General features: G+C 43.8%; 27 protein-coding genes. 11 read left to right on the forward strand and 16 right to left on the reverse strand.

All coding sequences use genetic code 11. The features are described 5' to 3' along the window. Positions 1 to 423 precede the first annotated feature (423 nt). The 7 genes from EO98_RS09300 to budA all read left to right on the forward strand — a co-directional run bounded on the left by EO98_RS09300 (position 424) and on the right by budA (position 8,630). On the forward strand, positions 424 to 2,952 hold the full coding sequence (locus EO98_RS09300; RefSeq protein ID WP_048137078.1) for an oligosaccharyl transferase, archaeosortase A system-associated: 2,529 nt from the start codon (positions 424 to 426) through the stop codon (positions 2,950 to 2,952). A 176-nt stretch (positions 2,953 to 3,128) separates the two neighbouring features. Further along, positions 3,129 to 3,626, forward strand: a complete 498-nt coding sequence (gene hacB / locus EO98_RS09305; protein WP_048137079.1) for a homoaconitase small subunit — start codon at positions 3,129 to 3,131, stop codon at positions 3,624 to 3,626. A gap of 132 nt (positions 3,627 to 3,758) precedes the next feature. After that, positions 3,759 to 4,631 carry a hypothetical protein gene (locus EO98_RS09310; protein WP_048137081.1) on the forward strand — a complete coding sequence of 291 codons (873 nt, stop codon included), beginning with the start codon at positions 3,759 to 3,761 and terminating at the stop codon, positions 4,629 to 4,631. 171 nt (positions 4,632 to 4,802) lie between these two features. Beyond that, positions 4,803 to 5,363: a manganese efflux pump MntP family protein gene (locus EO98_RS09315; protein ID WP_048137082.1), complete on the forward strand. Its 561-nt coding sequence runs from the start codon at positions 4,803 to 4,805 to the stop codon at positions 5,361 to 5,363. Positions 5,364 to 5,495: 132 nt separating this feature from the next. After that, a complete protein-coding gene (locus EO98_RS09320) occupies positions 5,496 to 6,491 on the forward strand; it encodes an isocitrate/isopropylmalate dehydrogenase family protein (RefSeq protein ID WP_048137083.1) in 996 nt (331 codons plus the stop codon). A 97-nt stretch (positions 6,492 to 6,588) separates the two neighbouring features. Beyond that, positions 6,589 to 7,254: a cyclase family protein gene (locus EO98_RS09325; protein WP_082098553.1), complete on the forward strand. Its 666-nt coding sequence runs from the start codon at positions 6,589 to 6,591 to the stop codon at positions 7,252 to 7,254. A gap of 509 nt (positions 7,255 to 7,763) precedes the next feature. Then, positions 7,764 to 8,630 (forward strand): acetolactate decarboxylase, encoded by an 867-nt coding sequence (budA, locus tag EO98_RS09330; protein ID WP_048137087.1) that lies wholly within the window; start codon positions 7,764 to 7,766, stop codon positions 8,628 to 8,630. Here the strand turns inward: budA and EO98_RS18420 are convergent. The 12 genes from EO98_RS18420 to EO98_RS09380 form a co-directional block, all read right to left on the reverse strand. Beyond that, a complete protein-coding gene (locus EO98_RS18420) occupies positions 8,600 to 8,758 on the reverse strand; it encodes a hypothetical protein (protein ID WP_156161088.1) in 159 nt (52 codons plus the stop codon). The genes budA and EO98_RS18420 overlap by 31 nt on opposite strands. Before the next feature lie 310 nt (positions 8,759 to 9,068). After that, on the reverse strand, positions 9,069 to 9,212 hold the full coding sequence (locus EO98_RS18425; protein ID WP_156161089.1) for a hypothetical protein: 144 nt from the start codon (positions 9,210 to 9,212) through the stop codon (positions 9,069 to 9,071). Between the two features lie 303 nt (positions 9,213 to 9,515). Then, positions 9,516 to 10,751 (reverse strand): FprA family A-type flavoprotein, encoded by a 1,236-nt coding sequence (locus EO98_RS09335; RefSeq protein WP_156161090.1) that lies wholly within the window; start codon positions 10,749 to 10,751, stop codon positions 9,516 to 9,518. Next, the gene (locus EO98_RS09340) at positions 10,748 to 11,254 is read right to left on the reverse strand and encodes a ferritin family protein (RefSeq protein WP_048137089.1); all 507 of its coding nucleotides are present in this window, start codon (positions 11,252 to 11,254) and stop codon (positions 10,748 to 10,750) included. Before EO98_RS09340 ends, EO98_RS09335 begins: the two co-directional genes overlap by 4 nt. A 55-nt stretch (positions 11,255 to 11,309) precedes the next feature. Next, complete coding sequence (gene afpA, locus EO98_RS09345; RefSeq protein ID WP_048137093.1) at positions 11,310 to 11,945, reverse strand: archaeoflavoprotein AfpA; 636 nt, start codon at positions 11,943 to 11,945, stop codon at positions 11,310 to 11,312. Positions 11,946 to 12,057: 112 nt separating this feature from the next. Beyond that, positions 12,058 to 12,747: a flavodoxin family protein gene (locus EO98_RS09350; protein ID WP_048137095.1), complete on the reverse strand. Its 690-nt coding sequence runs from the start codon at positions 12,745 to 12,747 to the stop codon at positions 12,058 to 12,060. Positions 12,748 to 12,920: 173 nt separating this feature from the next. After that, positions 12,921 to 14,300, reverse strand: coding sequence for a multiheme c-type cytochrome (locus EO98_RS09355; protein WP_048137096.1), 1,380 nt, complete (start codon positions 14,298 to 14,300; stop codon positions 12,921 to 12,923). Positions 14,301 to 14,558: 258 nt separating this feature from the next. Beyond that, positions 14,559 to 14,927, reverse strand: coding sequence for a class II SORL domain-containing protein (locus EO98_RS09360; RefSeq protein WP_048137097.1), 369 nt, complete (start codon positions 14,925 to 14,927; stop codon positions 14,559 to 14,561). A gap of 176 nt (positions 14,928 to 15,103) precedes the next feature. Beyond that, positions 15,104 to 15,457: a carboxymuconolactone decarboxylase family protein gene (locus EO98_RS09365; RefSeq protein WP_048137099.1), complete on the reverse strand. Its 354-nt coding sequence runs from the start codon at positions 15,455 to 15,457 to the stop codon at positions 15,104 to 15,106. Positions 15,458 to 15,598: 141 nt separating this feature from the next. Continuing rightward, positions 15,599 to 15,823 carry a DUF2180 family protein gene (locus tag EO98_RS09370; RefSeq protein ID WP_048137100.1) on the reverse strand — a complete coding sequence of 75 codons (225 nt, stop codon included), beginning with the start codon at positions 15,821 to 15,823 and terminating at the stop codon, positions 15,599 to 15,601. Between the two features lie 11 nt (positions 15,824 to 15,834). Then, a complete protein-coding gene (locus EO98_RS09375; protein WP_048137101.1) occupies positions 15,835 to 16,065 on the reverse strand; it encodes a DUF2180 family protein in 231 nt (76 codons plus the stop codon). 109 nt (positions 16,066 to 16,174) lie between these two features. After that, entirely contained in the window at positions 16,175 to 16,300 is a 126-nt protein-coding gene (locus EO98_RS09380) for a desulfoferrodoxin FeS4 iron-binding domain-containing protein (RefSeq protein ID WP_048135747.1), read from the reverse strand. A gap of 825 nt (positions 16,301 to 17,125) precedes the next feature. Here EO98_RS09380 and mer point away from each other — a divergent pair. The 4 genes from mer to EO98_RS09400 all read left to right on the forward strand — a co-directional run bounded on the left by mer (position 17,126) and on the right by EO98_RS09400 (position 20,969). After that, positions 17,126 to 18,112 (forward strand): 5,10-methylenetetrahydromethanopterin reductase, encoded by a 987-nt coding sequence (mer, locus tag EO98_RS09385; protein ID WP_048137103.1) that lies wholly within the window; start codon positions 17,126 to 17,128, stop codon positions 18,110 to 18,112. Between the two features lie 101 nt (positions 18,113 to 18,213). Then, complete coding sequence (gene fpoF, locus EO98_RS09390; protein ID WP_048137105.1) at positions 18,214 to 19,254, forward strand: F420H2 dehydrogenase subunit FpoF; 1,041 nt, start codon at positions 18,214 to 18,216, stop codon at positions 19,252 to 19,254. A gap of 56 nt (positions 19,255 to 19,310) precedes the next feature. Then, positions 19,311 to 19,832, forward strand: coding sequence for a nicotinamide-nucleotide adenylyltransferase (locus tag EO98_RS09395; protein ID WP_048137107.1), 522 nt, complete (start codon positions 19,311 to 19,313; stop codon positions 19,830 to 19,832). 633 nt (positions 19,833 to 20,465) lie between these two features. Continuing rightward, positions 20,466 to 20,969 carry an Ig-like domain-containing protein gene (locus EO98_RS09400; protein ID WP_200895860.1) on the forward strand — a complete coding sequence of 168 codons (504 nt, stop codon included), beginning with the start codon at positions 20,466 to 20,468 and terminating at the stop codon, positions 20,967 to 20,969. A 75-nt stretch (positions 20,970 to 21,044) separates the two neighbouring features. Here the strand turns inward: EO98_RS09400 and EO98_RS09405 are convergent, their stop codons facing one another. The 4 genes from EO98_RS09405 to EO98_RS09420 all read right to left on the reverse strand — a co-directional run bounded on the left by EO98_RS09405 (position 21,045) and on the right by EO98_RS09420 (position 25,090). Further along, positions 21,045 to 21,605: an adenylate kinase family protein gene (locus tag EO98_RS09405; RefSeq protein WP_048137189.1), complete on the reverse strand. Its 561-nt coding sequence runs from the start codon at positions 21,603 to 21,605 to the stop codon at positions 21,045 to 21,047. A gap of 98 nt (positions 21,606 to 21,703) precedes the next feature. Then, positions 21,704 to 24,073, reverse strand: coding sequence for a PEP/pyruvate-binding domain-containing protein (locus tag EO98_RS09410; protein ID WP_052734412.1), 2,370 nt, complete (start codon positions 24,071 to 24,073; stop codon positions 21,704 to 21,706). 172 nt (positions 24,074 to 24,245) lie between these two features. Then, positions 24,246 to 24,770, reverse strand: coding sequence for a pyridoxamine 5'-phosphate oxidase family protein (locus EO98_RS09415; RefSeq protein WP_235283039.1), 525 nt, complete (start codon positions 24,768 to 24,770; stop codon positions 24,246 to 24,248). An 86-nt stretch (positions 24,771 to 24,856) separates the two neighbouring features. Continuing rightward, positions 24,857 to 25,090 carry a cytochrome b5 domain-containing protein gene (locus tag EO98_RS09420; RefSeq protein ID WP_048137110.1) on the reverse strand — a complete coding sequence of 78 codons (234 nt, stop codon included), beginning with the start codon at positions 25,088 to 25,090 and terminating at the stop codon, positions 24,857 to 24,859. Positions 25,091 to 25,115 lie beyond the last annotated feature (25 nt).

A 25,115-nucleotide genomic window follows, 5' to 3' on the forward strand; every position in this document is an offset into this window, starting at 1 on the left:
TTCTTCTATTTTGTCCGTTATTTAGATATACTATTAAAAAAGTTACTTTAGAGGTCTAGGGTTTCTCAAAGTGTAATTGTGCATATTGCACGTCTTTTAAAAAACGTGTTATTATATCTGAGGGAGATGTCTTGAAAAAAAATCGATGGTCACTATGTAATTACTATAAAGGAACTTTTTATCCCTTCAGGATTAGTGGATTCATCCAGAAAGCTGTTTGAATCAGTTTTGCGGCGAGAGCTTTGAAGTTCTATCAAAAGTAAAATTAGAATCATAAACCGTTGCATTTGAATCTATTTGATTTTTCTTCTTACATAACTTATATAGTACATAACTTATATATTACGATTCCACTATCACATAACTTATATATTATATATATTATATATTTATCACAAAATGTACCTCCCGAAGGAGATTACTATGAGTTCTCAGGATCGTCCTGTATCAACTTTTAAATCTAAAATAAAATCCAGTTTGCCTTATACTCTGGCAGTTGCAGTAATTGGTTTTGTAGCCCTATGGATCCGAACACGTCCTTATGATTCGGTGTTCCTATCCAATGGGTTTGTAAGGTTCGGGGGCAATGATCCCTGGTATCATATGCGGACTTTAAATGTCCTTATTGAAAACTACCCCCAAAGGATGTTTTTCAACCCCATGACCAACTATCCTTACGGGAGTTACATACATTTCGGTCCATTGTTTGATCAAATGATCGCCATTACTACTCTGATTCTGGGGATGGGCAATCCCAGCCCGGAACTTGTTAACGGGGTAGGGGCTTATTTCCCGGCAGTACTCGGAGCAATTACCGTCATTCCTGTTTATTATATTGGGAAATCTCTGGGAAGCCGTAAAACAGGAATACTGGCTGCTATTTTAATTGCGTTTGCTCCGGGACAGTTTCTATCACGGTCCGTTATAGGCTTCACGGACCACCATGTAGCTGAGACTTTATTTAGTACTTTTTTCATGATGTACTTCATGCTGGCAGTGATTTCTGCAAAGAAAAAAGGGCTGCGTTTTGAACATGTGATAAATAAAGAATTGAATACCCTCAAAGAACCTTTGATATGTTCTGTGATGGCAGGTGTGATGTATTCGGCTTACCAGCTGGCATGGCCTGGCGCCTCTCTATTCTTATTCGTCATTTTAGTTTATATTCTGTTCCAGTATATTCTGAACAATTTCCGTAATGAATCAAGTGATTATCTCGGGATAACAGGAATAGTCACATTTCTTATAAGTGCGATACTTATACTTCCGTTTGTTCATCCTGAAATGGGATTTTCGATGTATTATTACTCATGGTTCCATGTTGTTACTCCTTTAGGGACAGTAGTCGGTTTCATGACCTTGAGTTTCATTGAAAGAGAGAGAGAAAAAAGAAAAATTCAAGCATATTATTATCCTCTGATAATATTCGGAATTATTATTCTGGGACTGCTATTAGCAAAAATTGTAGTTCCACCTCTATATTCATTGGTAATAGGCGCTCCTGAAGCAATTTTCGGGATCAAAACCGGCGGAGCATCTACAATCGGTGAAGCTTCTTCCATATTCTATTACGGCGGCGTTTTCACCCTCTCAAGAGCCTTTGATAATTTCACAGCCACCGGTTTCTTAGCCTCAGTCCTGGGGATGCTTTTGCTTGCTGTAAACCTGGTCAGAAAACCGAAACCCGAAGAAGTTCTGGTTCTTGTCTGGAGCCTTTTGATGCTGCTCGCAATCTATGGACAGAACCGTTTTGCCTACTATTATTCGGTAAATGTTGCAGTCCTCAGCGCCTTTGTAGGAGGCCTGCTACTTGAAAAGGTAAAATGGAGCCAGCTCAATGAGAAGTTTAAAAGTAATGTAAAATCTCTGGCAGATATCCCGGGATTTTTGAAGTTTGTTAAAATAGAACAGGTTATTGCAGTCCTGATCATCGTAGTTGTTCTTATTTTACCCGTATACGGATCCGCAATGGAAATGACAAAAGGTACTGGCGGTCCCAATGGACCCTGGATCGAAGCTACCACGTGGCTCCAATCCTATACTCCTGACCTGGGTATGGATTACAATGCAATCTATGAAGCTCCCGAGGCCGGAGAACTTTTCGATTACCCGGACACTGCATATGGAATCATGTCCTGGTGGGATTACGGACACTGGATAGAAACGATTGGGCACAGAATACCAAATGCAAATCCATTCCAGGCTGGAATTGGAGGGCGCAGAGGGAGCATAGACGAAGAAAACAAGCCCGGTTCTTCCACTTTCTTTACAGCCCAATCCGAAGAAGAAGCAACTGCAGTGCTTGAAGCCGTTGACCCGGACCCGGATAAAGCCGGAGCCCGTTATATTATCTCAGACGTTGAAATGGCAACAGGCAAGTTCTATGCGATGACAGCCTGGACCCTTGATTCCGAAGGATACTATCAGTCTTACTGGACAGGGAGCGGATATCAGTCCCTGCCAAGTACCCGCTACTTCAACTCAATGGAATCAAGGCTGCATATTCTGGACGGAAACGGCCTGAAGCAGTACCGGCTGGTCCATGAGACCTGGGCATATCAGACTCAGGAAGTAGGGTACAAACAGGTGTACAACTATCTCTTTGGAGGCAGTATCCCTGAGGCAGATACTGGTTATGTCAAAATTTTCGAATATGTTAAGGGTGCAAAAATAACCGGAACTGTTTCCCCGAACGAGACTGTTAATATAAACACGACAATTCTAACGGGCCAGGGAAGGACCTTTGACTATTCCCAGTCGACAACTTCGGATTCCGAAGGCAGGTATGAGTTTACTGTGCCCTATTCAACCGAAGGTCCCATTTCCGGGGAAACCCAGTTCGATACTGCTCCGGCAGGTGCTTATGTAGTAAGTTATGGGAATACGACTACAGAAGTAAGAGTCAGTGAAGAAGCAGTATTAAAAGGAGAAGAAGTAAAAGTAAAGGTCTAAAGTAGGACCCACAGTTAAAATTAAAGTCTAAAACAGTAAGATGTGCGGTTCAGGTCCTTCTGCACATCTGCTTTTCCTTCCAATTTTTATTTTTATTTTTTTACTGTACTTTTTTCTTTCACATATCCGCCACTTAGATATACTATTAAAAAAACCTACTTCAAAGGTGAATTGTGATGGAAAACCCTATCATAGGCCGAGTCTGGAAATTCGGAGACGATGTCGATACCGATGTGATTATCCCGGGGAAATACCTGAGGACCAAGGACATGCAGGTTTTTGCGGCCCATGCCATGGAAGGTATTGATCCTGAATTCGCTAAAAAGGTGAAAGAGGGAGACATCATAGTCGCGGGAAACAATTTTGGCTGCGGCTCATCCCGGGAACAGGCCCCCCTTGCGCTCAAGTATGCGGGAGTATCCTGTGTTGTGGCAAAGTCCTTTGCAAGGATCTTTTTCCGAAATGCGATAAACGTGGGGCTGCCCCTTATGGAGGCTGATGTTGAGTGCCAGGAAGGAGACGAGATCGAAGTTGACCTGCTCAAAGGTGAGGTCCGAGTTCCTGGAAAAGAGGTTTTCAGAGGAAACAAACTGCCTGACTTCCTGCTCGATATGCTTACAGACGGCGGACTTGTTGCCCATAGAAAAAAAGTACAGAGCCAGCAGAACGAATAATAACTGCTTAAGTAAGAATAATAATTGCTTAATATACAGTAACGAACTTGATTGAGCAAGATTACTTACAAGAAACAGGGTCGAGTCCGAGAAGCCGAACAGATCCAGTAATTACTCAAACAGCCGATACCTATGATTTTTCCTGATGAGTACAAACATGTGGGAGTAACAAAAGCTTTTCCCACAGGCACTGAAGAGTTAATTTATTTCCTTACGGAGTACCTGATCGAAGAAAGAGAAAATCCCGAAACCGGCAGCTCTGAGTATGCAGTTTACCATGTAATTAAAAGTGGAGAAGGGCTTCTCAGAAAGGTTGAGAGACTCGAACTGCTTGCCTCCGGAGATGAGGTGATCAGGTATGACAGGGAATTAAACATAAAAGACCGTTCCCTCCTGATCGAGACCGCATTAGAGCTCTGCACAGGGAAGGTGAACACTGTCATTTTTACGGGTGTAGACAGGCATGTCACAATTGTCCATGACCCTGATCCTTCGAGCATCCTTGAAATAGAGATCCTTGACGTTGCTCCCCCGGAGCCGTCCTGGCTTTCCCAGGTTGTAAGGAGGCTTGAAGCCAGCGGAATTTTCGGGGATCTGCAGGTCAGGTTTACTGAAAAGATAATTGACCTCAGGCAGTTCGAAGGAGAAAATACAGTTTTTCCCTGTAGCGCATCGGGGCTTGAGGGGAAATGTCTGGACTCGGACGTGCTGACCGAAAACGGACATCTCCTCGTAGGGTGTGAGATCTCAAAGACCCTTTTTGAAATGCGTTTTCCGGAACTTGATTACTCCTTCGTAAATATCTGTCCTTTCAAGTCCGAAATAGTTGTGCCCTCAAAATCCTTTATTACGCGCTGCTGCAGGTCTGAAAAATCAGGGCTTGTCACAATCAATGGCTTTGAAGGGGCTGTTGTCCATTGGGGGGCATCGGAATTCCAGGTTGTTGAAGCGGTCCGGAAGCTTGTGAACCGGCTTAGGGGGAAAGGTTCAGAGGAAAAAGTGTAAGTATAGTTTCAGCCCCCCTCTCCCTTCACTTAAATTTATTTCAGGGTCTTTTAGGTGCATTGCAATCACTTTTAAGTGCATTACAGGTACCTTTAAGTGCCAGGGATTCTATTATCCCGGAAAATCTGACATTCCCGGAAAACCCTATATAAAACGAAAATGGAGTAACAAATGTCTTTTCTAACCAGTTTCCTCTTAGCGCTCGGGCTTGCAATGGACGCTTTTGCAGTTTCCATGTCCAGCGGTACAACGATAAGGCCGTTCAGGCTCAATGATGCCCTGAAGCTGGCTGTTTTTTTCGGGGGCTTTCAGGCTTTCATGCCGGTGCTGGGCTGGCTTGGGGGAAGCGTAGTAAGCGGCTTTGTTTCAGACTATGCCCCCTGGATTGCATTCGGGCTTCTTGCCTTTATCGGGTGCAAAATGATTTATGAGGCACTTTACGGAAGCCCGGAAGGAAAGGTAAGTTCCCTTAACTATTCTTTGCTTTTCCTGCTTGCAGTTGCAACAAGCATAGACGCTCTTGCAGTTGGAATTAGTTTTGCGTTTCTTAAGACACCTATTCTTGAGCCCGTTATTATCATAGGCTGCGTGACCTTTTTTATGTCTTTCTTAGGGGCAATCCTCGGCTACCGGATAGGACATTTCTTTGAACATGAAGTTGAAATCCTTGGCGGCCTGATCCTTATAGGACTTGGCGGGAAAATCCTGGCCGAACACCTGCTCTGGATCTGAAAACTCTTTTTTCTGGACTCCAAAAATCTGTTTTCAGGATCTAAAAACTCTGCTTTCTGGATCTAAAAGATCAACTTTGGAATCTTAAACAGTTACGCCAGATTCATATACTTCAAGCCATGATGCAGTATCATGAAACTGGCGGTAATCGAAGGTGACGGGATTGGCAGGGAAGTGATCCCTGCGGCTGTGGAAGTTCTTGATGCTTTTGGGCTTGAGCTTGAGAAAGTGCCCCTGGAACTGGGCTATGCCAGGTGGGAAAGAACCGGGATTGCAATGTCAGGAGAAGACATAGAAACCATAAAAGGGTGTGACGCAGTCCTTTTCGGGGCAGTCACTACTGTGCCTGATCCTAATTACAAAAGCGTGCTTCTTACCATCAGGAAGGAACTGGACCTATATGCCAATGTCCGGCCTGTAAAACCCCTCCCCGGCATAAAGGGTGTTACCGGAAAAAACGATTTCGACTTTATCATTGTAAGGGAAAATACTGAAGGGCTGTACTCAGGGATCGAGGAAATAGGGCCTGACCTTTCCTGGACAAAAAGGGTAGTTACCCGAAAAGGCTCTGAGAGGATTGCAGAATACGCCTGCAAGCTTGCAAAGCAGAGAAATAACAAATTGACCATTGTCCACAAGTCCAACGTCCTGAAGTCCGACAAGCTCTTTCTTGATGTCTGCCGGCAGGTTGCCAGTTCACATGGGGTGGAGTACAGCGACACGCTGGTTGATTCAATGGCTTACAGTCTTATGATGCGCCCCGAAAAATACGACGTTGTTGTCACAACGAACATCTTCGGGGACATTTTGAGTGATATGTGTGCGGCTCTTGTCGGAAGCCTGGGGCTTGTCCCGAGCGCCAACATCGGGGAAAAATACGCCTTCTTCGAGCCCGTGCACGGCAGTGCGCCGGACATCGCAGGAAAAGGCATTGCAAATCCGCTTGCTGCCATCCTCTGCGTGAAGATGCTGCTTGAATGGATGGGCAACTCCGGAGCCTCGATCATTGATAGGGCAATAGCCGATGTGCTTCAGAAAAATATTATTACTCCTGACCTGGGAGGAACTTCAACAACTGCGGAAGTGGGGCATGCGGTTGCAGAATATGTGAAATATGCACTGAAATAAGCTGGTTGAAACTAAACTGCATTGAAATAAGGCTGAATAAGGCTTTTTCCTTTACTTCAAGCGGGTATTTTTATACCTTTACATCTATTTTTTGATTATGCAAAGTAACTGGAAGCTTTGCTTAAGAGTAACGGGGGGTTTTATTCTGCCAGAGTTTTTCGATGTTTCACAGCTTATTACTGAAGGAATGGTTGTATATCCCGGAAATCCGAAACCTTTGATCGAGAGGTATGCATCCGTACCGAAGGATAGGGTAAATGAGTCTATTCTGACCCTGGGAAGTCACATAGGCACGCACGTTGATTCAAGGCTGCATGTTCGGGACGGAAAAGAAGGAGCTGCATCCCTGCCTCTTGAAAGCTTTTATGGAAAATGCAGGGTTTTTGACCTTGTCCATGTGGAAGAAGAGATCCACAGGCAGGATCTTGAAGGGTTTCAAATCGGTCCTGGGGACATAGTGCTTCTCAAGACCAGAAACTCTACCCTTGGATACGTGAAATTCCGTGAGAACTACGTGCACCTGAAAATGGATGCAGCCGAATACCTTGTCAATGCAGGAGTCAAGACCCTGGGGTTTGACTACCTCAGAGTCAAAAAGCTTGAAGGGGACGACGAGGTTCATGAACTGCTTATCAATAACATGACTCTGTTTGAAGGCCTCAACCTTGCTGGCGTTCACGAAGGGGAATATACGTTCCTGGGTTTGCCTCTTCTTATAGACGCGGACGGAGCTCCGGCAAGAGTTATACTGGTCAAAGAATAATCTGCCTCAGAGGGTCAATATAAAGTTATTCACCCGACCTTCTCTTTTTATTTAATTCTCAATTATTTTTTCCCTGTTTCTGTTCTTTATGAGTTCATCCCAAAAGCTATTTAATTCTTGGTCATAAGAGTTTTCGGAATTGCTTTCATGATCAGGAGCTGATCAATTGTTTGAAGTACAGGGTTCAAGAAGCAAATTTTGAATATTAAGAGGAGCTCAATAACTGTTTTTTCTTCCGGACTCATCCACCCCTGTTTAATTTCGCTTGAACCTCGCTGGCATTATTTTATAAAATATGAGCACTGTTCCTAACTGTTCCTAACTGTTCCCAATACCGGGCTTTCTCAATACCAAACTTATAATAATAACTCACCAAGTCACTCTCCTCGCCCATACAGAACTTCTATCTTCAATTTTCTAAATATTTGTAAGTTCATCTCTAAGTATACTAAAAAAATTTATAATATCACTAACAAGAATTCTTACTAAATATCCGGTGAGGACTATACATGAATAAAAAAAGTTTTTTGATTGTTTTAATTCTTTTCTCAGTTACTTTTGTTTCCGGTTGCACCAGTCATGACGATGACTTTTCCGAAAAATCCGGCAATATTGAGAAACCCGACAATATTGAGAGCAATGCGGACTCAGCTTCAGGTATTCGCGGTAGTGAAATTGACGTTCTCTATCAGGTCTCAACAATTGACGCTCTTCTTCAGGGCGTTTATGATGGGGTTCTGCCAGTTGCGGAACTTGAAACCCATGGGGACTTTGGTATAGGAACCTTTGACGGGCTCGAAGGGGAAATGCTCGCCCTTGATGGCAATTACTATCAGATAAAAACAGATGGAATTGCCTATCCTGTATCCGGGGAAATGACAACTCCTTTTGCCACTGTCACCTACTTTGAAGCCGATGATAATTTACGGCTTGAGGAGCCTGCAAACCTTACCGAACTTGAAGACTTCCTTGACCTTAACCTGCCTTCGGAAAACCTTTTTTATGCGGTCCGGGTTGAAGGGAATTTTTCTTACATAAAAGCACGAAGCGTACCAAAACAGGAAAAACCTTATCCCAAACTTGCGGATGCTGTATCCACCCAGTCGGTCTTCGAGTTTGAAAACATAAGCGGTACACTGGTAGGATTCAGAGCCCCTGAGTACGTGAAAGGTGTAAATGTGCCGGGGTATCACCTTCACTTCATTACAGGGGACCGAAGTGCAGGTGGGCATGTCCTGGATCTTGAGATGGAAAACGGAGATGCTGCTCTCGATATTACCAGAGCGTTCTTCATGGAGCTTCCTGCCAGTGGAGACTTCTATAACGTGGAACTGGGTCAGGACCTTCAGGCTGAAATGGAAACGGTTGAAAAGTGATCTTCAGCTTTCACTTTTTTATATTTTCCTTCGTTTTTGAAGGAAAATCCCCCCTTCCCCTTTAGTTTTGTTTTATTTCCCTTACTTCTTACTAATTTTTGCTTTTCTTTCCTCTCACTTACATTCAATTTTTATGTTTTTTCTTTCACTTCTTCTTAATTTAATTTCCGTTTTGCCCTTATTTTCTCTTGTAAATTTTTAGGTATATTATTTCTGTTTTTCTTTCTGTTATTTCTTCTTTATTTTCTTCTTTGTCTGATTTTTTTGTTGAGAAATGAATCTCAACATTCCGCCTGTTCATAGAGGGTTTGCAGCTTTTACTATCTTGATTTACTATTCCTGATTTATTATTCCTGATTTACTATTCCTGATTTACTATTCCTGATTTACTATTCCTGATTTACTATTCCTGATACAACTGTTAACTCAATTCTGGCCTTACATGTTCGGTACTGAAACTTTCATCTTCAGGTTCATTCCCGGTATATCCCTTAACTGTCCGGAAATGTCTGTGTTTCTGAAGCTTTCAAACTGTTCATAGTACTGAGCGCGTTCAACCAGTCCTCTGAATATCTCTTCCATTGTATTCACCTCTATTTCCAAAAACTACTTCAGTATTTATTAAGCTCCGCCAAGCAGGGTGAAAGTATTTTTTGATGGAGTCCAGGAGATGGAGGTTTCAAAATCTATATGGTTACCAGACCTGAAAATATCTCAAAGGGGGGTCAGAAAGAGCCTCCTGATAAATTCCCCGGAGGATAAGGGTACCTCAAAAAAGAGTTTAAAATAAATGAGTTTAAAATAAATGAGTTTAAAATAAAAGAGTTTAAAATAAAAGAGTTTAAAATAAATGAGTTTAAAATAAAAAACTAGAGGGAAACTGGTTTACTGTTCTTTTGCAAGAGCTGCAAGCTGCTCTCCAAGTTTTCTGCATTTCTCCAGTTCTTTTTCATATGGCCTGTACCTTGCCTGCAGTCCGGGTTCCAGTACCTCTATTCCTGCATTTTTTAATTCCTGTTCTATTGTTTTTACTGCTCCTCCTCCCCAGCCATATGACCCGAACGCCATAGCTTTTTTCTTCTGGGGGCGCAGGCCTTTTATGTATACAAGGAAGTCTCCGACTGTTGGAAAGATTCCGTTATTAAGGGTCGGTGAGCCCACTGCAAAGGCAGCTGCATCGAGCATCTCTTTCATTATATGGCTCCGGGTGTTTTTCCGGAGATTAAGAAGTTTGACCTCAACTCCTGCTTCCCGGACAGTTTCTGCAATCTCGTTTGCCATTATTTCCGTGCTGCCCCACATAGTGTCGTATATGACAAGCACTTTTTCCTTTACTTCCCCATTAGCCCATGCCCTGTATGCCTCAAGGATTTTTTTGAGGTCCTGTTTCCATATGATTCCATGGGAAGGGGCTATCTGCAGAGGCTCTATTCCCATGTTTTCCAGTATTCCCAGAAAGCGAAGAAGCGGCATGTGAAATGGCATCAGTATGTTTGCATAATACTCGGCAGCTTCCGGGATAACATCCCCTACTTCGAAATCATACCTCTTTGAGGTGGCTATATGCTGTCCGAAACCGTCATTTGAGAAGAGGATCCTGTCTTCTTTCAGGAAAGTTTCCATGCTGTCAGGCCAGTGCAGCATTGTGGCTTCCAGGAACATGAGGGTCTTTCCTCCAAGGTCAAGCTGGTCGCCGGTCTGCACAACCTCAAGGTCCCAGTTCTCGCTGCCCGAGTCTCTGAAGTAGCCTTTAAGGATGTCAACGCCCCTTCTCGTAATGAGGATCTTTGCATCGGTTTGTTTTTTGAGCTCTGCCAGGGAACCTGCGTGGTCAAGTTCCATATGGTTTACTACAATGTAGTCAAGCTTTGAAGGATCGATTATCCGGGTAATACGCCTGAGCATTTCCCCTGCAAAGGGAGCCTTTACGGTATCGATAAGGGCGGTCTTTTCCCCAACAACAAGGTAGGAATTGTAGGTTGTCCCACCAGGAGTGGTAAAACCGTGAAAGTCCCTGCCGTTCCAGTCAATTGCCCCTACCCAGTAAACTCCCCTCACAAGTTCGACAGCTCCATCGGTTTTTTCGAGTTCCATATCTTCACAGCCCTCCCGGTTTTTCATGTCTGCATCCGAAACTGAGTGATATATTCAAGGTAGCTGTCAATAATCTCGTAGTGGCCTCTTTCGTATCTTGCCAGCATTTCAAAGAACTTTTTCTGAGTCTCGTCTTCGACTCTTTTTGCCATTTCCGAATAAAAGTCCTCGCTCTTTCTCTCATGTCTCATGGCCGCAAGAAGAATGCCTGTATCTCCAGGGGTGATCTCGCCCACTTTTGTTCGGCTGACATCAAATTCAGGGCTGAAAGACTGCCCACTTGGGACTTCCGTGCTGATCGCGGGCAGTTCTTTTTTATCACGGTACCCTTCGAGGTAGCCAATATGCTTCACTTCCTCGCTTGCCAGGTGCTCATAGAGTTCCTTGAGTTTTGGGTTTTCCATTAAGGTAGCCTTTTGCAGGTAGAAGTCCCTTGCTTCTATTTCCCTCTCGATTGCCAGAGCTATGGCTTCTTCAATCCCTTTAAGATTTCTTACTTCCTTTACTGTATCCTGATATGAACTCTTCATACCTTTTACCCCCTTAGAACCTTATTTTTTCAGGTTTCTCCTACTTTTAAAGTTTTTAATTTCCGGTCTCTTTCTTAGTTTTGTGTTTCTTTTGTTCTTTCACCTTCAAGGTTATATCTTCAGAAGGCCGTTCAAGTCCAAATACATCATAAATCTCATAGGGACTGGCAAGTACGGTTATGTTTTCCATCTGCGCAAGTTTTTCCGAGTTTGTAACATCTACTTCGCGCATACTTAGCTCAAATGCTCTCCCGCTGGGTGCAGCAGTTTTTACAGTTCCCCTTTTCTGGTCTACAGGCAGGATGAAAATAGGTGTTTTTCCTTTTGCGGTCTGAGAAACTGCATTTGTAACAAGGGTATCTGCAATCCCGTACACGATCTTTGCCACTGTATTGGCAGTTGCCGGGGCTATGAGCAGGAAATCATAATGTCCCATCTGCAGTGGGCCTGCAATGAATGGGGAGTTGGGGCCTGCATCGACTTTGAAGTTAGGGAAATCGTTCTGGATTTTGTCCCACAGGTGATACCATTTCATCACGGTTTCACCCTCTTTGGACAAGAAAACCATTGTTTCAACGCCTGTCTGGTTCTTAATATCCACCAGAATACTATAGGTTTCAATCATCTGGTCTCCGGAACCTGTAATTCCCCATGCTATGCGTTTAACTTTCTTGCCTAACGGTTCTACCAAAATAACATCCTCCTTAAGGTTTCAATCTAATTTCTGATGACCTATTATCCTGATGATCTTACTTTTAATCGGATTTCTGAATTTCTTACCCTTTACGTCCATCCTTGCTAATTTACTGCTTATTTGTTTCTTCTTCAGGGTTTTCGGGTGCCGGGGTTTCAGACTCTTCTACGGAAGCAGCTGTCTTTACGAGTAAGGCTGTCTGGATAAGCCTCTTAAGGGTTTTTTTAAGGCTCCGCATGCCTTCCGAATCTTCTGAAACCCCTTCTGCTCCCTTATCCTTTGACCAGAAGGTCCCTCCCAGGTTTGCTCCAAAGGAACCCCCTCCAACAGGGATCATTTCATTAATTACATAAAAGTTAAGAATAGTCTGGATAGCAGGCTCCTGCCCGCCTATCCGGTCCCCTCCGTCCGCGATTCCCATTCCGACCTTATTTAAAAAGACCTTTGGGTCTCTGGCGACGACAGCTCTGCAGCGGTCCATAATCGTTTTTGTCTGGGCGCTTACGGTTCCCTGATAGACAGGAGTGCCTATAATCCAGGCATCTGCCCAGATCATTTTGTCGTATAGCTCAGCCGCAATGTCGTCTTTATGGACGCAGCCTTCCTTTTTCTTAACACAAAAATCACAATGAATGCAGAAGTTTAACTTTTTCCCTTTGGAGGAGAAATAGTCCGTCTCTGCGCCATATTTCTCTTTTGCAATCTTCAGGGCTTCCTGAACCAGAAAATCAGTCGCCATATTCCTGGGGCTTCCCGATATTCCCAGAATCCTTATTGGTTTGGTTTCGGTTTCTTGCATGTCCCCTCGCCTGTATTTCTCATAAACGCTAAGTGTCTAAAATAAAAGCTAATATCAAAAGTTAAGCATCTGCTTAAATATATCTATATGATAGTATGTCTTCTGGGCAATAATCTTATGCCTGAATGCTTTTAGCCTAATTTTTAACGTTTGTCTTCTTTTTTTCTTTCTTTTTATCTCTTAAGCCTTCTGAAGGCGCTACCCAGAATGAGTGCAATTCCTGTTCCGATAATCCCGAAGCCTGGAGTTGAGGATTTTTCCTCTTCGGGGTACGCTGCCATATCAATTACAGGCACTGAATAGGCTCCTTCACCGAAAAGCTCGTCAATATGCTCCTGAGCAGCCGATCTGTAGTGAAGAACCGCCTTTGTGCTGATAGGATTGGAGGCATTTTCAGGCATTATGAATGAATGCTTTTCAACTACAGATTCTTTCGGGCTTATTCTGTTATCGGAAAGGATACTTTCTGCTTCCCATACTTTTACTGTGGGGTTTCCTTCAGAGTCCGCAAAAACCGTGTGATAGACCGTTGCTCGAGGGTCAATTATCCCCTTTTCGTCAAGTTCCCCTGAGTGATATATTTCCTTTCCTTCACCGTCCAGTGCAATAAGCTCAAGCCAGATTTCCCGCTCTTCAGTAACCCCGGTTGGAATTTTGTGTCCTGCCCCTGTATTTGTAATCTCTACCTCAATTTCCACATTTTCTCCCGGTTCTGCCGAAGCAGGAGCTGTTACCTCAAGCTCTGCAGCGTGTTGAAGATACTCAATAGCTCTTTTTTCGTGCCTCCCTTCCCCCATAATGCCTGTTACGAAAGCGTTTGCGCCCACAAAGTTATGGGTATACACATGTTCCCTCTCCGGGCCTGTTGAGGCAGCTTTTCCAGGGTTTTCTTCGAAGCCGACGATTCCGGGGGTCATATGGCAGGCCTGACAGGTCACTCCTTCTTCAGCATATGCGCTTTCCTCCCATTCCGTATAAGTGGCGGCAAGAGTCAAATTATTTACCGGATGGTAGATATTGTGGCACATGCCGCAGTACCCGGACTCGTTATAAAACTCATGCGCTTCGATCTCATGGGAAGGAGACTCTGCATCGGCCCTGTTTCCCCATTTTACATCTCCGGGCTCAAGGACATAGGGAGCGTTTCCTATCCCCTCGCTTTCGGCAACTGAATGGCAGAAATCACACTGTACTCCTTCTTTTGAAACCTCGCTCAGGCGAGATCCGTCGAGGGGTGGGATTTCAGCCGAAACCACTCCTATGGGCGTATGGCAGCGAGAGCAAAACTCAGGAGAAAGACCCTGGGCTTCTGCAGCTACACCGTATTCCTGAAGCATTGCCTGGTAAAAAAAGTCGCTGTCCGCATTCGAATGCATTGAGCCATCCCATTCTCCAAAGCTGCTCCCGTGGCAGTTGGAACAGATGCCGGATTTCGAAAATTGGTCCGATGTAAAGTTTCCAGGTCCGCCTGGTTCTGCAGCGCCGGTAGATGCACATACGAGTCCTGCAAAAAAAATAGTAGTAATTAGAATTAGAAGTTCCGTGCTTTTCACTGACGTTCCCCCAGACTATGTCCTCAGGTTTTCAGGTTTTCCAGGTGCACGTTTACTTTTTTCCCCGGATATCTAATTTTAACTCACTGATAATATTTCAAGAGGCCGTGAGTGTTGTTTTTTCTCGGGTGCGCAAGTTCATGGGTGAGGATTTTTTTCTCCGTATACCCTGCAAGTTCACTCTTCACACGCTATAGTTTTCACTTACTCTTATGGTGATAAGATCTAGCTCACCCTTTTCCCTGTTAGTTTTTCTCTTTAGCTCATCCTGATGGTCATGAACTCTTCCCAGAGCCCATGGATGTTGCAGCTTTCGAGAGCACGGAGTTTGCTTTCCTTTTCTGCTAGGGATTTATCTGCCTCAACTGTGAATATGGCTTCAGCTTTCTCGTTTTTGTGCAGGGATAGCTCTACTTTTCCTATCTTTTTGTCATTGAGGTAGAGTTCGATCCACTCGATGTGGTGTTTTTCTTCCATCACATGAGGAATAAGTCCCACCTCCACAATCACATCAAAAGACTCTCCTGCAATGATTGTTTTTGGCACATGGATTGCCGGGACGTGCTTCTTTTCCCCTTCTGTCAGGTTTTTAGAGTCAGCCGGTTTGTTTATCTTTTCTTCAGCCATTATTTTTTCCTTCCACTCCTGGCTTATTTCAGTCGAATTTTAAGGAACAGTGAGTTAGTGGCGCGAATATAACCCTTTACTTGCAGAGGGGTGTGCCACTGCAACTTTAACTGCAACTTTGATTTAAAAAAATATAATTTTGGAATGTAGTTTTTTATTTATTTTAAATGTGGCTTTCACATTTCTTTCAGCAGTTTAAGAGCATTCCTGCATGCAGCCACGGCAGGAGCACCTGAGGTGATGAAGATGACTTCCATCGTCTCCATAATCTCTTCTTTGGTAGCCCCGTTTTTGAGCGCACTTTTCATCTGGGATACGGTACAGGACTCACACTGCTTCGATGCCACAACTGCAAGGGCCATAAGGATCTTCATCTTGGCCGGAAGGGCTCCATCTGTCAGTATTTTGTGGTCACATCTTCGGTATTTGTGCAGGAATTCCGGATCAAGATCCCCAAGCGTCTCCAGAATTTGAGGAGTGAACCCCATTTTTTCTCCCATACTCTCAATTATTTCTTTGTGCTCTGTCATCCTACTGGTCTCCTTACTCCGTTATATTACTACCATATTACTACCAATTGGTATTGGTTAATAATAATATGGATTATTAATATTAATTATTTATATTAAGTATTAATCCTGGCATATATATTAATATGCACAATCGTCTTTTTAGACGCAGAACCCGTCTTCAAGAATGGTACCGATGCATTCTTTACACATCATCCTTGGAAGGCCCTTCTTTAGAGTCTTGTGGGGCAGCGGGTATCCTCCTCCCTTCATGGGGAATTCTACCTGCTTGATGTGTTCCATGCAGAGGCCCTTTCCGCAGACGATGCAAACGCCTACTGCTTCACTATCCTTATTTTCTTCAATGCAATCGTAACATTTCAGCATTCTAGGCCACCTCAACAAACGTCATTAAACAGACAGTTTTCTTTCAGGGCTTCATGGCAGGGAATACAGACAATTCTTTTGATGTGTTCCCGGTCAGGCTTAAGTTCAACAGGATAGTCGCCTTCCCACGCAGGAGTTTCCTCGTGGATAAGGTGCTCTTTGCAAACCCCTCTCCCACATACAATACAAATCCCAACGGCGTCCGTATCTTTACCTTCTATGGCGCATTCATAACATTTCATCACTTTCCCTCCGAATCAAGAAATCCTGTTTTTATTCGTATTTTATCCGAAAATTTTCAGGTCTTAGATCTCATAAATTTATCATATGAGAAAATTTCTGACTCTTTTATTATTCTTCTATGAGGGTCATGTCTTCTCCGCAGCAAACAAGCGTTCCGCCTCCGACTTCTGTTACGATTACTTCATTGCCGCAGATCTCACATCGGTACTTTTCTCCTTTTCTGGATACAGCCATAGCTAATTCACCTCCTGTTTTTAGTTTAAAATTATCAAAACTTTTAAGCGGGCTTTTCCCATGCTCCGTAATTCCTGGTACTCACTCCGGATTTTATCAACACTCCTATATATTAACCATTCTTTGTATATAATTGTAAGGATTTTTAAAAACGTAACATAAATTTTTTCCTTCTATCCAAATCGGTTTTATTTTTTTCATACATCTTTATCCTGGGCTTTAAGGTGTTTTCTTCTCCTCTTTTCGTTAACTGTAAACCCAATATTTGTCACTTGCTAACCAGGGTAAACTCTGCAAATTTCGGCACCCCACATTTTTATAATATAAACCTTTTCCTAGTTCCAGAATTAAAACTTCCTTTAAAATAAGCTAATTATTCTTTTTCCTGCACCTTATCAGTACCGTTTGAAATATGGCTTGAAAATGTCCTGTTCTGGAAAAGGTTTATAAGGTTTGATTATTTCATTTTGAATGAATCAGGTCTTGAATAGGTCTTGAACAGGTCTTGAATAGGTCTTGAACAGGTCTTGAACAGGTCTTGAACAGGTCTTGAATAGGTCTTGAACAGGTCTTAAACCGGTCTTGAACAGGTCTTCAATTTAAAGAACTGTTTGAGAAATCGTTTTATCAAGTTTTTTATATACATTTCATTTAATACAGTTAATTATATATAGATTCTTAAATACTGTTATATGAATTCTAGTTGAAGGTTGTAATTAACCTCAATTATAATTGATGTTAATTATAATTTATAACATATTTATATATGGGGCGAATAACAGACCCATCTAGCCATTAAGCAGTAGTTAAAAGGAGTTATCAAAGATGAAGTTCGGAATAGAATTTGTACCGGCCGATCCTGCTTTAAAGATCGCATACTACGCAAAGCTTTCAGAACAGCAGGGATTCGACTACGTCTGGATCACTGACCACTACAATAACCGTGACGTATATTCCACTCTTACCGTTCTCGCTCTGAACACCAATAGCATCAAGATCGGCTCCGGTGTTACAAACTCCTATACCAGGAACCCTGCAATTACAGCATCCAGCATTGCTTCAATTGCTGAAATCTCAGGCGGTAGGGCAGTCCTCGGTCTCGGACCCGGAGACAAAGCAACTTTCGATGCCATGGGCATTGCATGGGAAAAGCCTCTTGCAACCACCAAAGAATCAATCCAGGCTATCAGAGGTTTCCTTTCAGGCCAGAAAGTCTCCATGGACGGCGAAATGGTCAAGTTCGGAGGCGCAAAGCTTGCTTTCAAAGTTGGAAACGTTCCTATCTATATGGGTGCCCAGGGTCCCAAGATGCTCGAACTTGCCGGTGAAATTGCAGACGGTGTCCTGATCAACGCTTCTCACCCGAAGGACTTTGAGGTCGCTGTGGAACAGATCCGCAAGGGTGCCGCAAAAGCCGGCCGTGATCCAAGTGAAGTCGATGTTACCGCATACGCCTGTTTCTCCATTGACAAAGACCCTGCAAAAGCAATTAATGCTGCAAAGGTAGTTGTCGCCTTTATCGTTGCGGGCTCCCCTGACCTGGTTCTTGAGCGCCATGGCATCCCGGTCGAAGCCAAGAAGCAGATCGGTGAAGCTATTGCCAAGGGAGACTTCGGTTCCCTCATGGGCGGACTTGTTACCCCCCAGATGATCGAAGCCTTTGCAATCTGTGGAACTCCAGATGATTGCATGAAGAGGATTAAGGACCTTGAGGCAATCGGAGTAACCCAGATTGTCGCCGGATCCCCTATCGGTCCTGACAAAGAAAAAGCAATAAAGCTTATAGGCAAAGAGATCATTGCAAAGATGTAATTTTTATTACATCTTGCATAGCCATTTTTAATTTATTTCGTTATATTTTTAAAAACATCTTGCCGATAAGGCAAGTTTATCAAGGCATTGGAGGTAACTGATTGCCACCAAAGATTGCAGAAGTCATCGAACATGACGTATGCGCAGCCTGTGGGGCATGCGAGGCCGTATGTCCTATCGGAGCTGTTACCGTAAAGAAGGCGGCAGAAATTCGAGATCCGAACGATCTGAGCCTGTATGAGAAAGGGGCCGGATACCAGGTTTGTGAAGGTTGCTTAACCTGTAGCCGTGTCTGTCCGGTAGTGGACGGCTTCATCGAGAACGAGCTTGCAAACGTGCGCAAGTTCTTTGGTGCAAGGTCAAAGGACAATGCAGGCAGCCAGGACGGAGGAGTAGCCAGCGGTATCCTTAAATCTCTCTTCAAGCAGGGTAAAATCGACTGCGCAGTTGGGATTACCAGAAATGAAAACTGGGAACCTGAAGTGGTCCTGCTGACAAGCGCGGAAGATGTGGAACGGACAAGAGGTACAAAGTACACATCAGACCCCGTGATTGCCGCGCTCAGGGAAGCTTTCGAAAAGTACGATCGGATCGCAGTTGTTGGAGTGCCCTGTCAGACTCATGCAGCACGGTTGATCCGGGAAAATGTAAACGAAAAGATCGTGCTCATTGTCGGACTGCTCTGTATGGAAAGTTTCCATCATGAGGTCATGCTTGAGAAGATCATTCCTGAAATCCTTCAGGTAAAGGTCGAAGACATCCGGAAGATGGAGTTTACCAAGGGTAAGTTCTGGGTCTACACCGATGATGGCGAGGTTCACTCCGTGCCTATCAAGGAAGTGGCCAAGTTTGCCCGAAACCCCTGCCACCACTGCTGTGATTATACTTCGGTCTTTGCCGATATCTCAGTAGGTTCTGTCGGGGCTCCTGACGGGTGGAACTCGGTCTTTATCAGAACCGATATCGGTGAGAAGTACTTCGATATGGTCCGCGATGATATGGAGATCATGGAAGACCCCAAGCCGGGCCTCGAACTTGTCGGAAAGCTTATCGATATGAAGCGTAAGGGCAATGCCGGGCACTTCCTCGAAGTCTGCGAAAAGTTCAGCTTTGAGACTGGAATCCACAACGAAAAGATCTGAAGTCTAAAATTAAATTCAATAAGAGAAAACCAGTACAAATTTGAGGTTGGACCCGAATGACACGAGCTTTCTATATAGGACGTTTTCAGCCGTATCATTTCGGGCACCATGCCGTAATTACGCGGATTGCAGAAGAGGTGGATGAACTGGTTATAGGCATCGGAAGTGCCCAGAAAAGCCATGAAGCCACCGACCCGTTTACTGCAGGGGAAAGGGTACTGATGCTCTATAATGCGCTTGAGCACCTTCCTATCCGTCATTACGTCCTACCCATCGAAGATGTCAGGTATAACTCTATCTGGGTCCACCACGTCGCATCCAGAACCCCTCGTTTTGACGTGGTGTACTCAAACAATCCTCTCGTCATCCAGCTTTTCCGGGAAGCCGGGTTCTGCGTTAAGGAGTCCCCACTCTATATCAGGGAAAGGTACTCTGGAACTGAAATCAGGAGGCGGATGATTGCGGGAGAAAAGTGGGAGCACCTTGTCCCGAAACCTGTTGTAGAAGCAATCAAAGATGTCGATGGAGTAACCCGTCTCAGGAATGTTTCTGCAAGCGATAACAACTTTTCTCTATAATGCTTTTTTCTTACTTTTCTCTATAATGCTTTTTTCTTACTTTTCTCTATAATGCTTTTTTCTTACTTTTCTCTATAATGCTTTTTTTATAGTGCTTTATTTCATAATGGTTTTTTATCATTTTTCCATTTAATGGTTCTTTTGAGCCCTCTAAATACCAGCATATTCTTAATTTATTTTATTAATAACATTTAAAAGTTAATGCCCTCACATATCACAATATTTTCTCTCTAATCGAAAAATTTTTATAAAAGAGGGAACTATCTTCATTCAGCATACTCTCTAATATTATTCAATATCTGTTCGATTATCTATTTGCCTTTTGAGGATGATGTGTTCTAAATTTTAACCTGTATTTTACGTATTGGTTTTATTTGTAAATGAGCATAATCTCGAAAATGCACTAGGTGATTATACTATATTGAAAAATATCTCAGTATGCCTAAATTCTAAACTATATATTTATATTAAAACCGTTTGTTGCAAAAACACACCTAAAAATCGCTTAATCATAGCAATATATTTTACTCTTTAAAATCCTGTTTTTTAATCTGGAAGTGTATGTTTTATTAAACAGTAAAAACCGGATTAGAAATCAAACATCTTTAAAATATTTCTGATTAAGTGACTATTATGGAGGATGTAATAATGCTAAAATTTGCGTTTGATAAATGGATGAAGGTACTGTGTATTTTCACATTAGTCTTTTTTGTCCTGTCAATGACAGGAGCAGCATGCAGTAGTAGCAGCAGTACAAGTAAATATAAAACAGATGCGATATCTGATACCTACAAAGTACCTGCCAGCCAGACATCCAAGACATTTAACGTACTGGCTAATGACAAAGGATCCGGCCTCAAAGTTGTGACTACCGGGTACATCACTACGGCAAAAGGCGGCAAAGTGCTGATGAAAAGCAATGGTGCATTTAGCTATGTAAAGCCAGTTGCCTGTTCTAAAAAAAGTGATAGTTTCACATATAAGGCAGTAAACAGGTACGGAGCTTATGACACTGCAAAGGTAACACTGAATTTTAAATGCAGTACCAGTTGCTCTACATGTTCCAAGACCTCTACATGTTCTAAGACCTCTACATGTTCCAAGACCTCTACATGTACAAAGTGCTCTTGCAAATAAACATTTTAAGGGAACAGTGAAGTGTTAATTTTCCGGGGATTTAATCCCCGTTTCCCTTGCTTTTTCCTTACACAATCAAGGAACAAGGTCAATCCAGTCAATGGACCCGGGTTTATACTCCGGCATTTCTTTTTCGTTTCCACTTAAGATGTTGTCTATGATTTTTTCGAGATCCTGCTCTACTTCTTCAACACTCTTTCCTGTAGTATTAACCTCATAAACAATATCACACCACTCAAAAGCCTCAACCAGGATAACATCGAGAGCTTCCGCCTCAGTGTTCTCCCTGATTTTCTCTTCCGAGTAGCCGCGTGTCTCCAGTCTGTTTTTCAGTTCCGGCGGGTATGCCCGGAGGACGATAATAGTATCAGCAATATAGTGGGCAAGGTGGCTTTCAAGAATTACTAATTCGTTTGCGGATCCTTTTTCCATTTCATTAATAAGCTCAGGAAGGCGGCTTTGGACAAGCTCCATATCCGCAACTACTGCATCCCTTTTTTCATCAACTTCGGTGTAGAGGTGTTCTTGTTTGATAAGGTCGTTAAGGTGAATTACCTTCCACTGCCTTCTTTTTTCTAGAAGCTTGCTTACCGAGGTTTTCCCCGTACCCGGCGTACCTGTGAGTCCTATGAGCATGGAGAGGGAGAAAGGGTTTATCGCAGTTATACTTAATGCCGGTGATTGGCTGGGCTGCTGATTGTGAGGCGGCGAATTAAAAATTTTTCGGATTTCTTTCATTCCCGCCTTTTCAGCACCGTGACGATCCCCAGGTATCCGTCCACTGCGAGGTAGTCTCCGTTTTTTATGAGCTCTGTTGCATCCGGGACGCCGGTAACGCAGGGAATCCCATATTCTCGTGCAATGATTGCCCCATGGATCAGCATTCCTCCTCTGCGCTCCACAATTGCGGAACAAAGGGGCACGATAAAAGTCATATTGGGGTCTACGGCATCACAGACAAGGACTTCCCCTGCTTTCAGGTTGAAAAGGTCGGTCTCTTTCAGGATAACTTTTGCAAATCCTTCGGCTACTCCTCGCCCGGAAGGGTTTCCCAGGAGCTGCCTTGGCTTTACCTTTTCCCTGAGGATTTTCGACTTTAGCGGCGGTTTTTTCCATTTGGGGCTATAAGAAGGGTCTCGAAGAGTTTTTGTTAGCTCTGCTGCGAGTTCCGGGGCGTAAAAAGCCTGAGCTTCTTCCGGAAGCCTGGCTTTTTCGTGAACTCTTTCAATTAGCCTTTTTCTGCCTTCGAAAAACGCCCTTTTGAGTTCAGCCTCTATTTTCCCGAGATAGATGTTGTCATCATCTCTGAGGCGGTAGCTCGCACGGCCAAGGTCAAGCAGTTCGGATGCACACTGCTTATTTTTGTCTTCGAAGCCGGATATAAATTTTTCTTTCAGGTACTGCATACGGTTACTGCTTATTTTTTCTGCAGGCATGGGGGCCGGGGGATGGAGGGCCATCTCAAGGAGCAGCCTGTAAAGGCCTTTTTTTGCTCCGGGACTTTCAGAATAGCTCCCTCCGTATCTGGATATAAAAGAGTCAAGTTCTTCTTTAAATTCAGTTAAGGCTTTTCCCTCAGCTTCAATTTCAGGTCTTCCTTCAAGCTCAGTTCTATTTGTGTCTGAATGTCGGGTATCTGTATCCGAAGGTCTTGTTTCCCCCGCAGGTACTATCTCGGGCTCAGGCCTGCTCTCTTTTTCCGGGGCAGTTTCCTCAGCTTCAATCTGCTCCTTTATCGACTGTATAAGCTCTGGACTCTTCCGGATTTTTTCGGAAATTTCCTCAAGTTTTCGGTTCCTTTCGAGGCTTAACATTTCAGTCCCGGAAAGGAGGTCTGCAAACTCATAGGGGTCTTCGGGGTTTATGGTTTCATTATAGACTTTTCCAAAAAGGCGGGCCCCGTGAGCAAAGGGTATGAACTCCTCCCAGTAAATGTCATACCACTTCCTGTAGATTTCAGCCCTTCTTTCTATTTCCCCCGCAAGAGCAGAATCTGACAGTCTTTCAATATTTTCTCTTTCCAGGTCCCTGGCTTCTGCCTGCATGGCCGGGATGTATTTTTCCTCTATGGCTTTCCTGAGCTCTTTGAGGTTCTCGAAACTTCTCCTGAGGCTCAGATACCAGCGCCGTTTTTCGTCCCTGTCTTCCCGCAGGATAGTGGTTATCGGCCTTGCCTGGAGAATATAAAGGGTTGAGTCCCGGAAGGTCCATTCTATATCCTGGGGAACTCCGAACAGGTTTTCTGCTTTTCGGACCAGTTCAAAGACTTCCAGGACCTCAGCAGGGGTAAGAGGAGGAGTTTTTTGAAAAGCTTCTGGCAGGGCTTTAAGTTCCGAACCTTCTCCTCCTGCAAACACCGCTTTTTCCCTTTCAGCCGGCATGTGAGTTTTTATGCTTCCAGTCTGCCTGGCAAGGGTCCAGCGGTCAGGCTCCACAGTGCCGTCAACAAGCCCCCTGTTAAGCCCGTACACAGCTTCGATAACGGCTTCGGATTCGTTATCAGGATTTTCCCCGAAAGCAACTCCAGATACTCTTCCCTCTATCATTTCCTGAACCAGCACAGCCATTGCACTGCTGAGAATATCAAGCCCCATTTCTTTTCGATATAGGAGGGCCGTATCCGACCAGAGGGAAGCCCATACAAGGCGGAGGTGCCGCAGGATAGCCCGGGCTCCACGGATATTGACATATGAGGCGTGCACACCTGCAAAAGAGGTCTTTGCGCTGTCTTCTCCGGGGGCAGAAGACCTGACTGCAACTATTTTATCTCCAAAATGACTGGCAAGCCCTTCTTCCAGTTCCTTTTCCATTTCCCCGGGAAAGGGAGTCCGGGTGAACATGTGCTTTATTTTTTCAGAAATATCCCAGAGTTCTTCCCAGCGCATCTCCTCAAAGGGCTTTCGGCTGAGTTCAAGGAGGATTCTGCCCCTGAGCCCTGTCCTGTCAACGTATGCCTCGTAAGCTTCAGTGCAGATGCAAACACCTGCCGGGACGGTCAGTCCCTTCCTGTGCAGTATACCAAGGGCGGAAGCTTTTCCTCCGCAGGCTTTTCCGGTATTTTCCCGGATCTCTTCAATAGGTATGATCCACCTTCCCGTAATCAACCCCCTCTCCATTAAAAATATCAGACCTGAATAGAAAAATGTCTGATTATATCTCTAAATGTCTGATTAAATCGAAAATGTATACTTATATCTTTAAATGTCTGATTATATCTCTAAATATCTGATTAAATCGAAAAAGGTTCGATTATATATATCAAACCGAATTAATATATTAAACCGAAACTTCAACAACATGCTGGAAACGGGTCACAACAATGTATTTTTCTACCCGGATTTTCAGAAAAGCCGTTGTGGGCGAATGCAAAAAATCCATAAGGTAAGGATGCTTCATCAGATATATTTTTTCCATTATGCTGCGCTCAAAGTCCTCGACGGGCTCTACTTTTCCCAGCACTGTTACAGCCATTGCGTCCCGAAAATCTTCGATTGTGTTCTTCCTGTTATCAATCAACAGGGAAATTGAAGGATTTGCTGACAAATTTGAGTATTTCCTGGTTGCTTTCGTGGTCGAAAACAGAATATACTTGAGCTTTTCATCCGAGGCAAACGCAACAAGGCTCACGTAAGGCGCTGTTCCGTTTTGAGTTGCCAGGACGGCAAGGGGCTGAGGTTCAAAAAATTCTTTCAGTTGTTCTAGCAGTTCTTTTTTTTCGAGCCCTATCTTCTTCTCTACAGGGGTTTCCCCTTCCTTTTCTTCCAGGTCCTGAGGAATTACGGATGCTATCTCATCTTTCATACTCACAACTCCCTCTTGTTTGCTATTTCCTGAATTTTCCTGAAACCTTCAAATCATTTGTCAAAACCATTCATTACAAAGCCTTTTTATTTTTTCAAAGTTCCGACAACAGGGTAATCCTTAAAAACTTCAGGGCCGTGGGGCGCTTCGTTGTCCATTGCTTCCGAGAGGTCCTGCCCTGAATCATGGAGCCCCTGGTGAGTGCCGTCTTCCCATAGATAACTGTTTGATACGTCGTATACCTGGCCGGCATAGGCGATGTAAACCTTGCCGTTCTTCCCGTTGTACTCTGAAAGTTCTTCAAGTGTATACTCTTTCATTTTCGATTTTCCCCTTTCTTTGACT

The organism is Methanosarcina sp. 2.H.T.1A.6, assembly GCF_000979455.1.
Taxonomy (GTDB): Archaea; Halobacteriota; Methanosarcinia; order Methanosarcinales; family Methanosarcinaceae; genus Methanosarcina.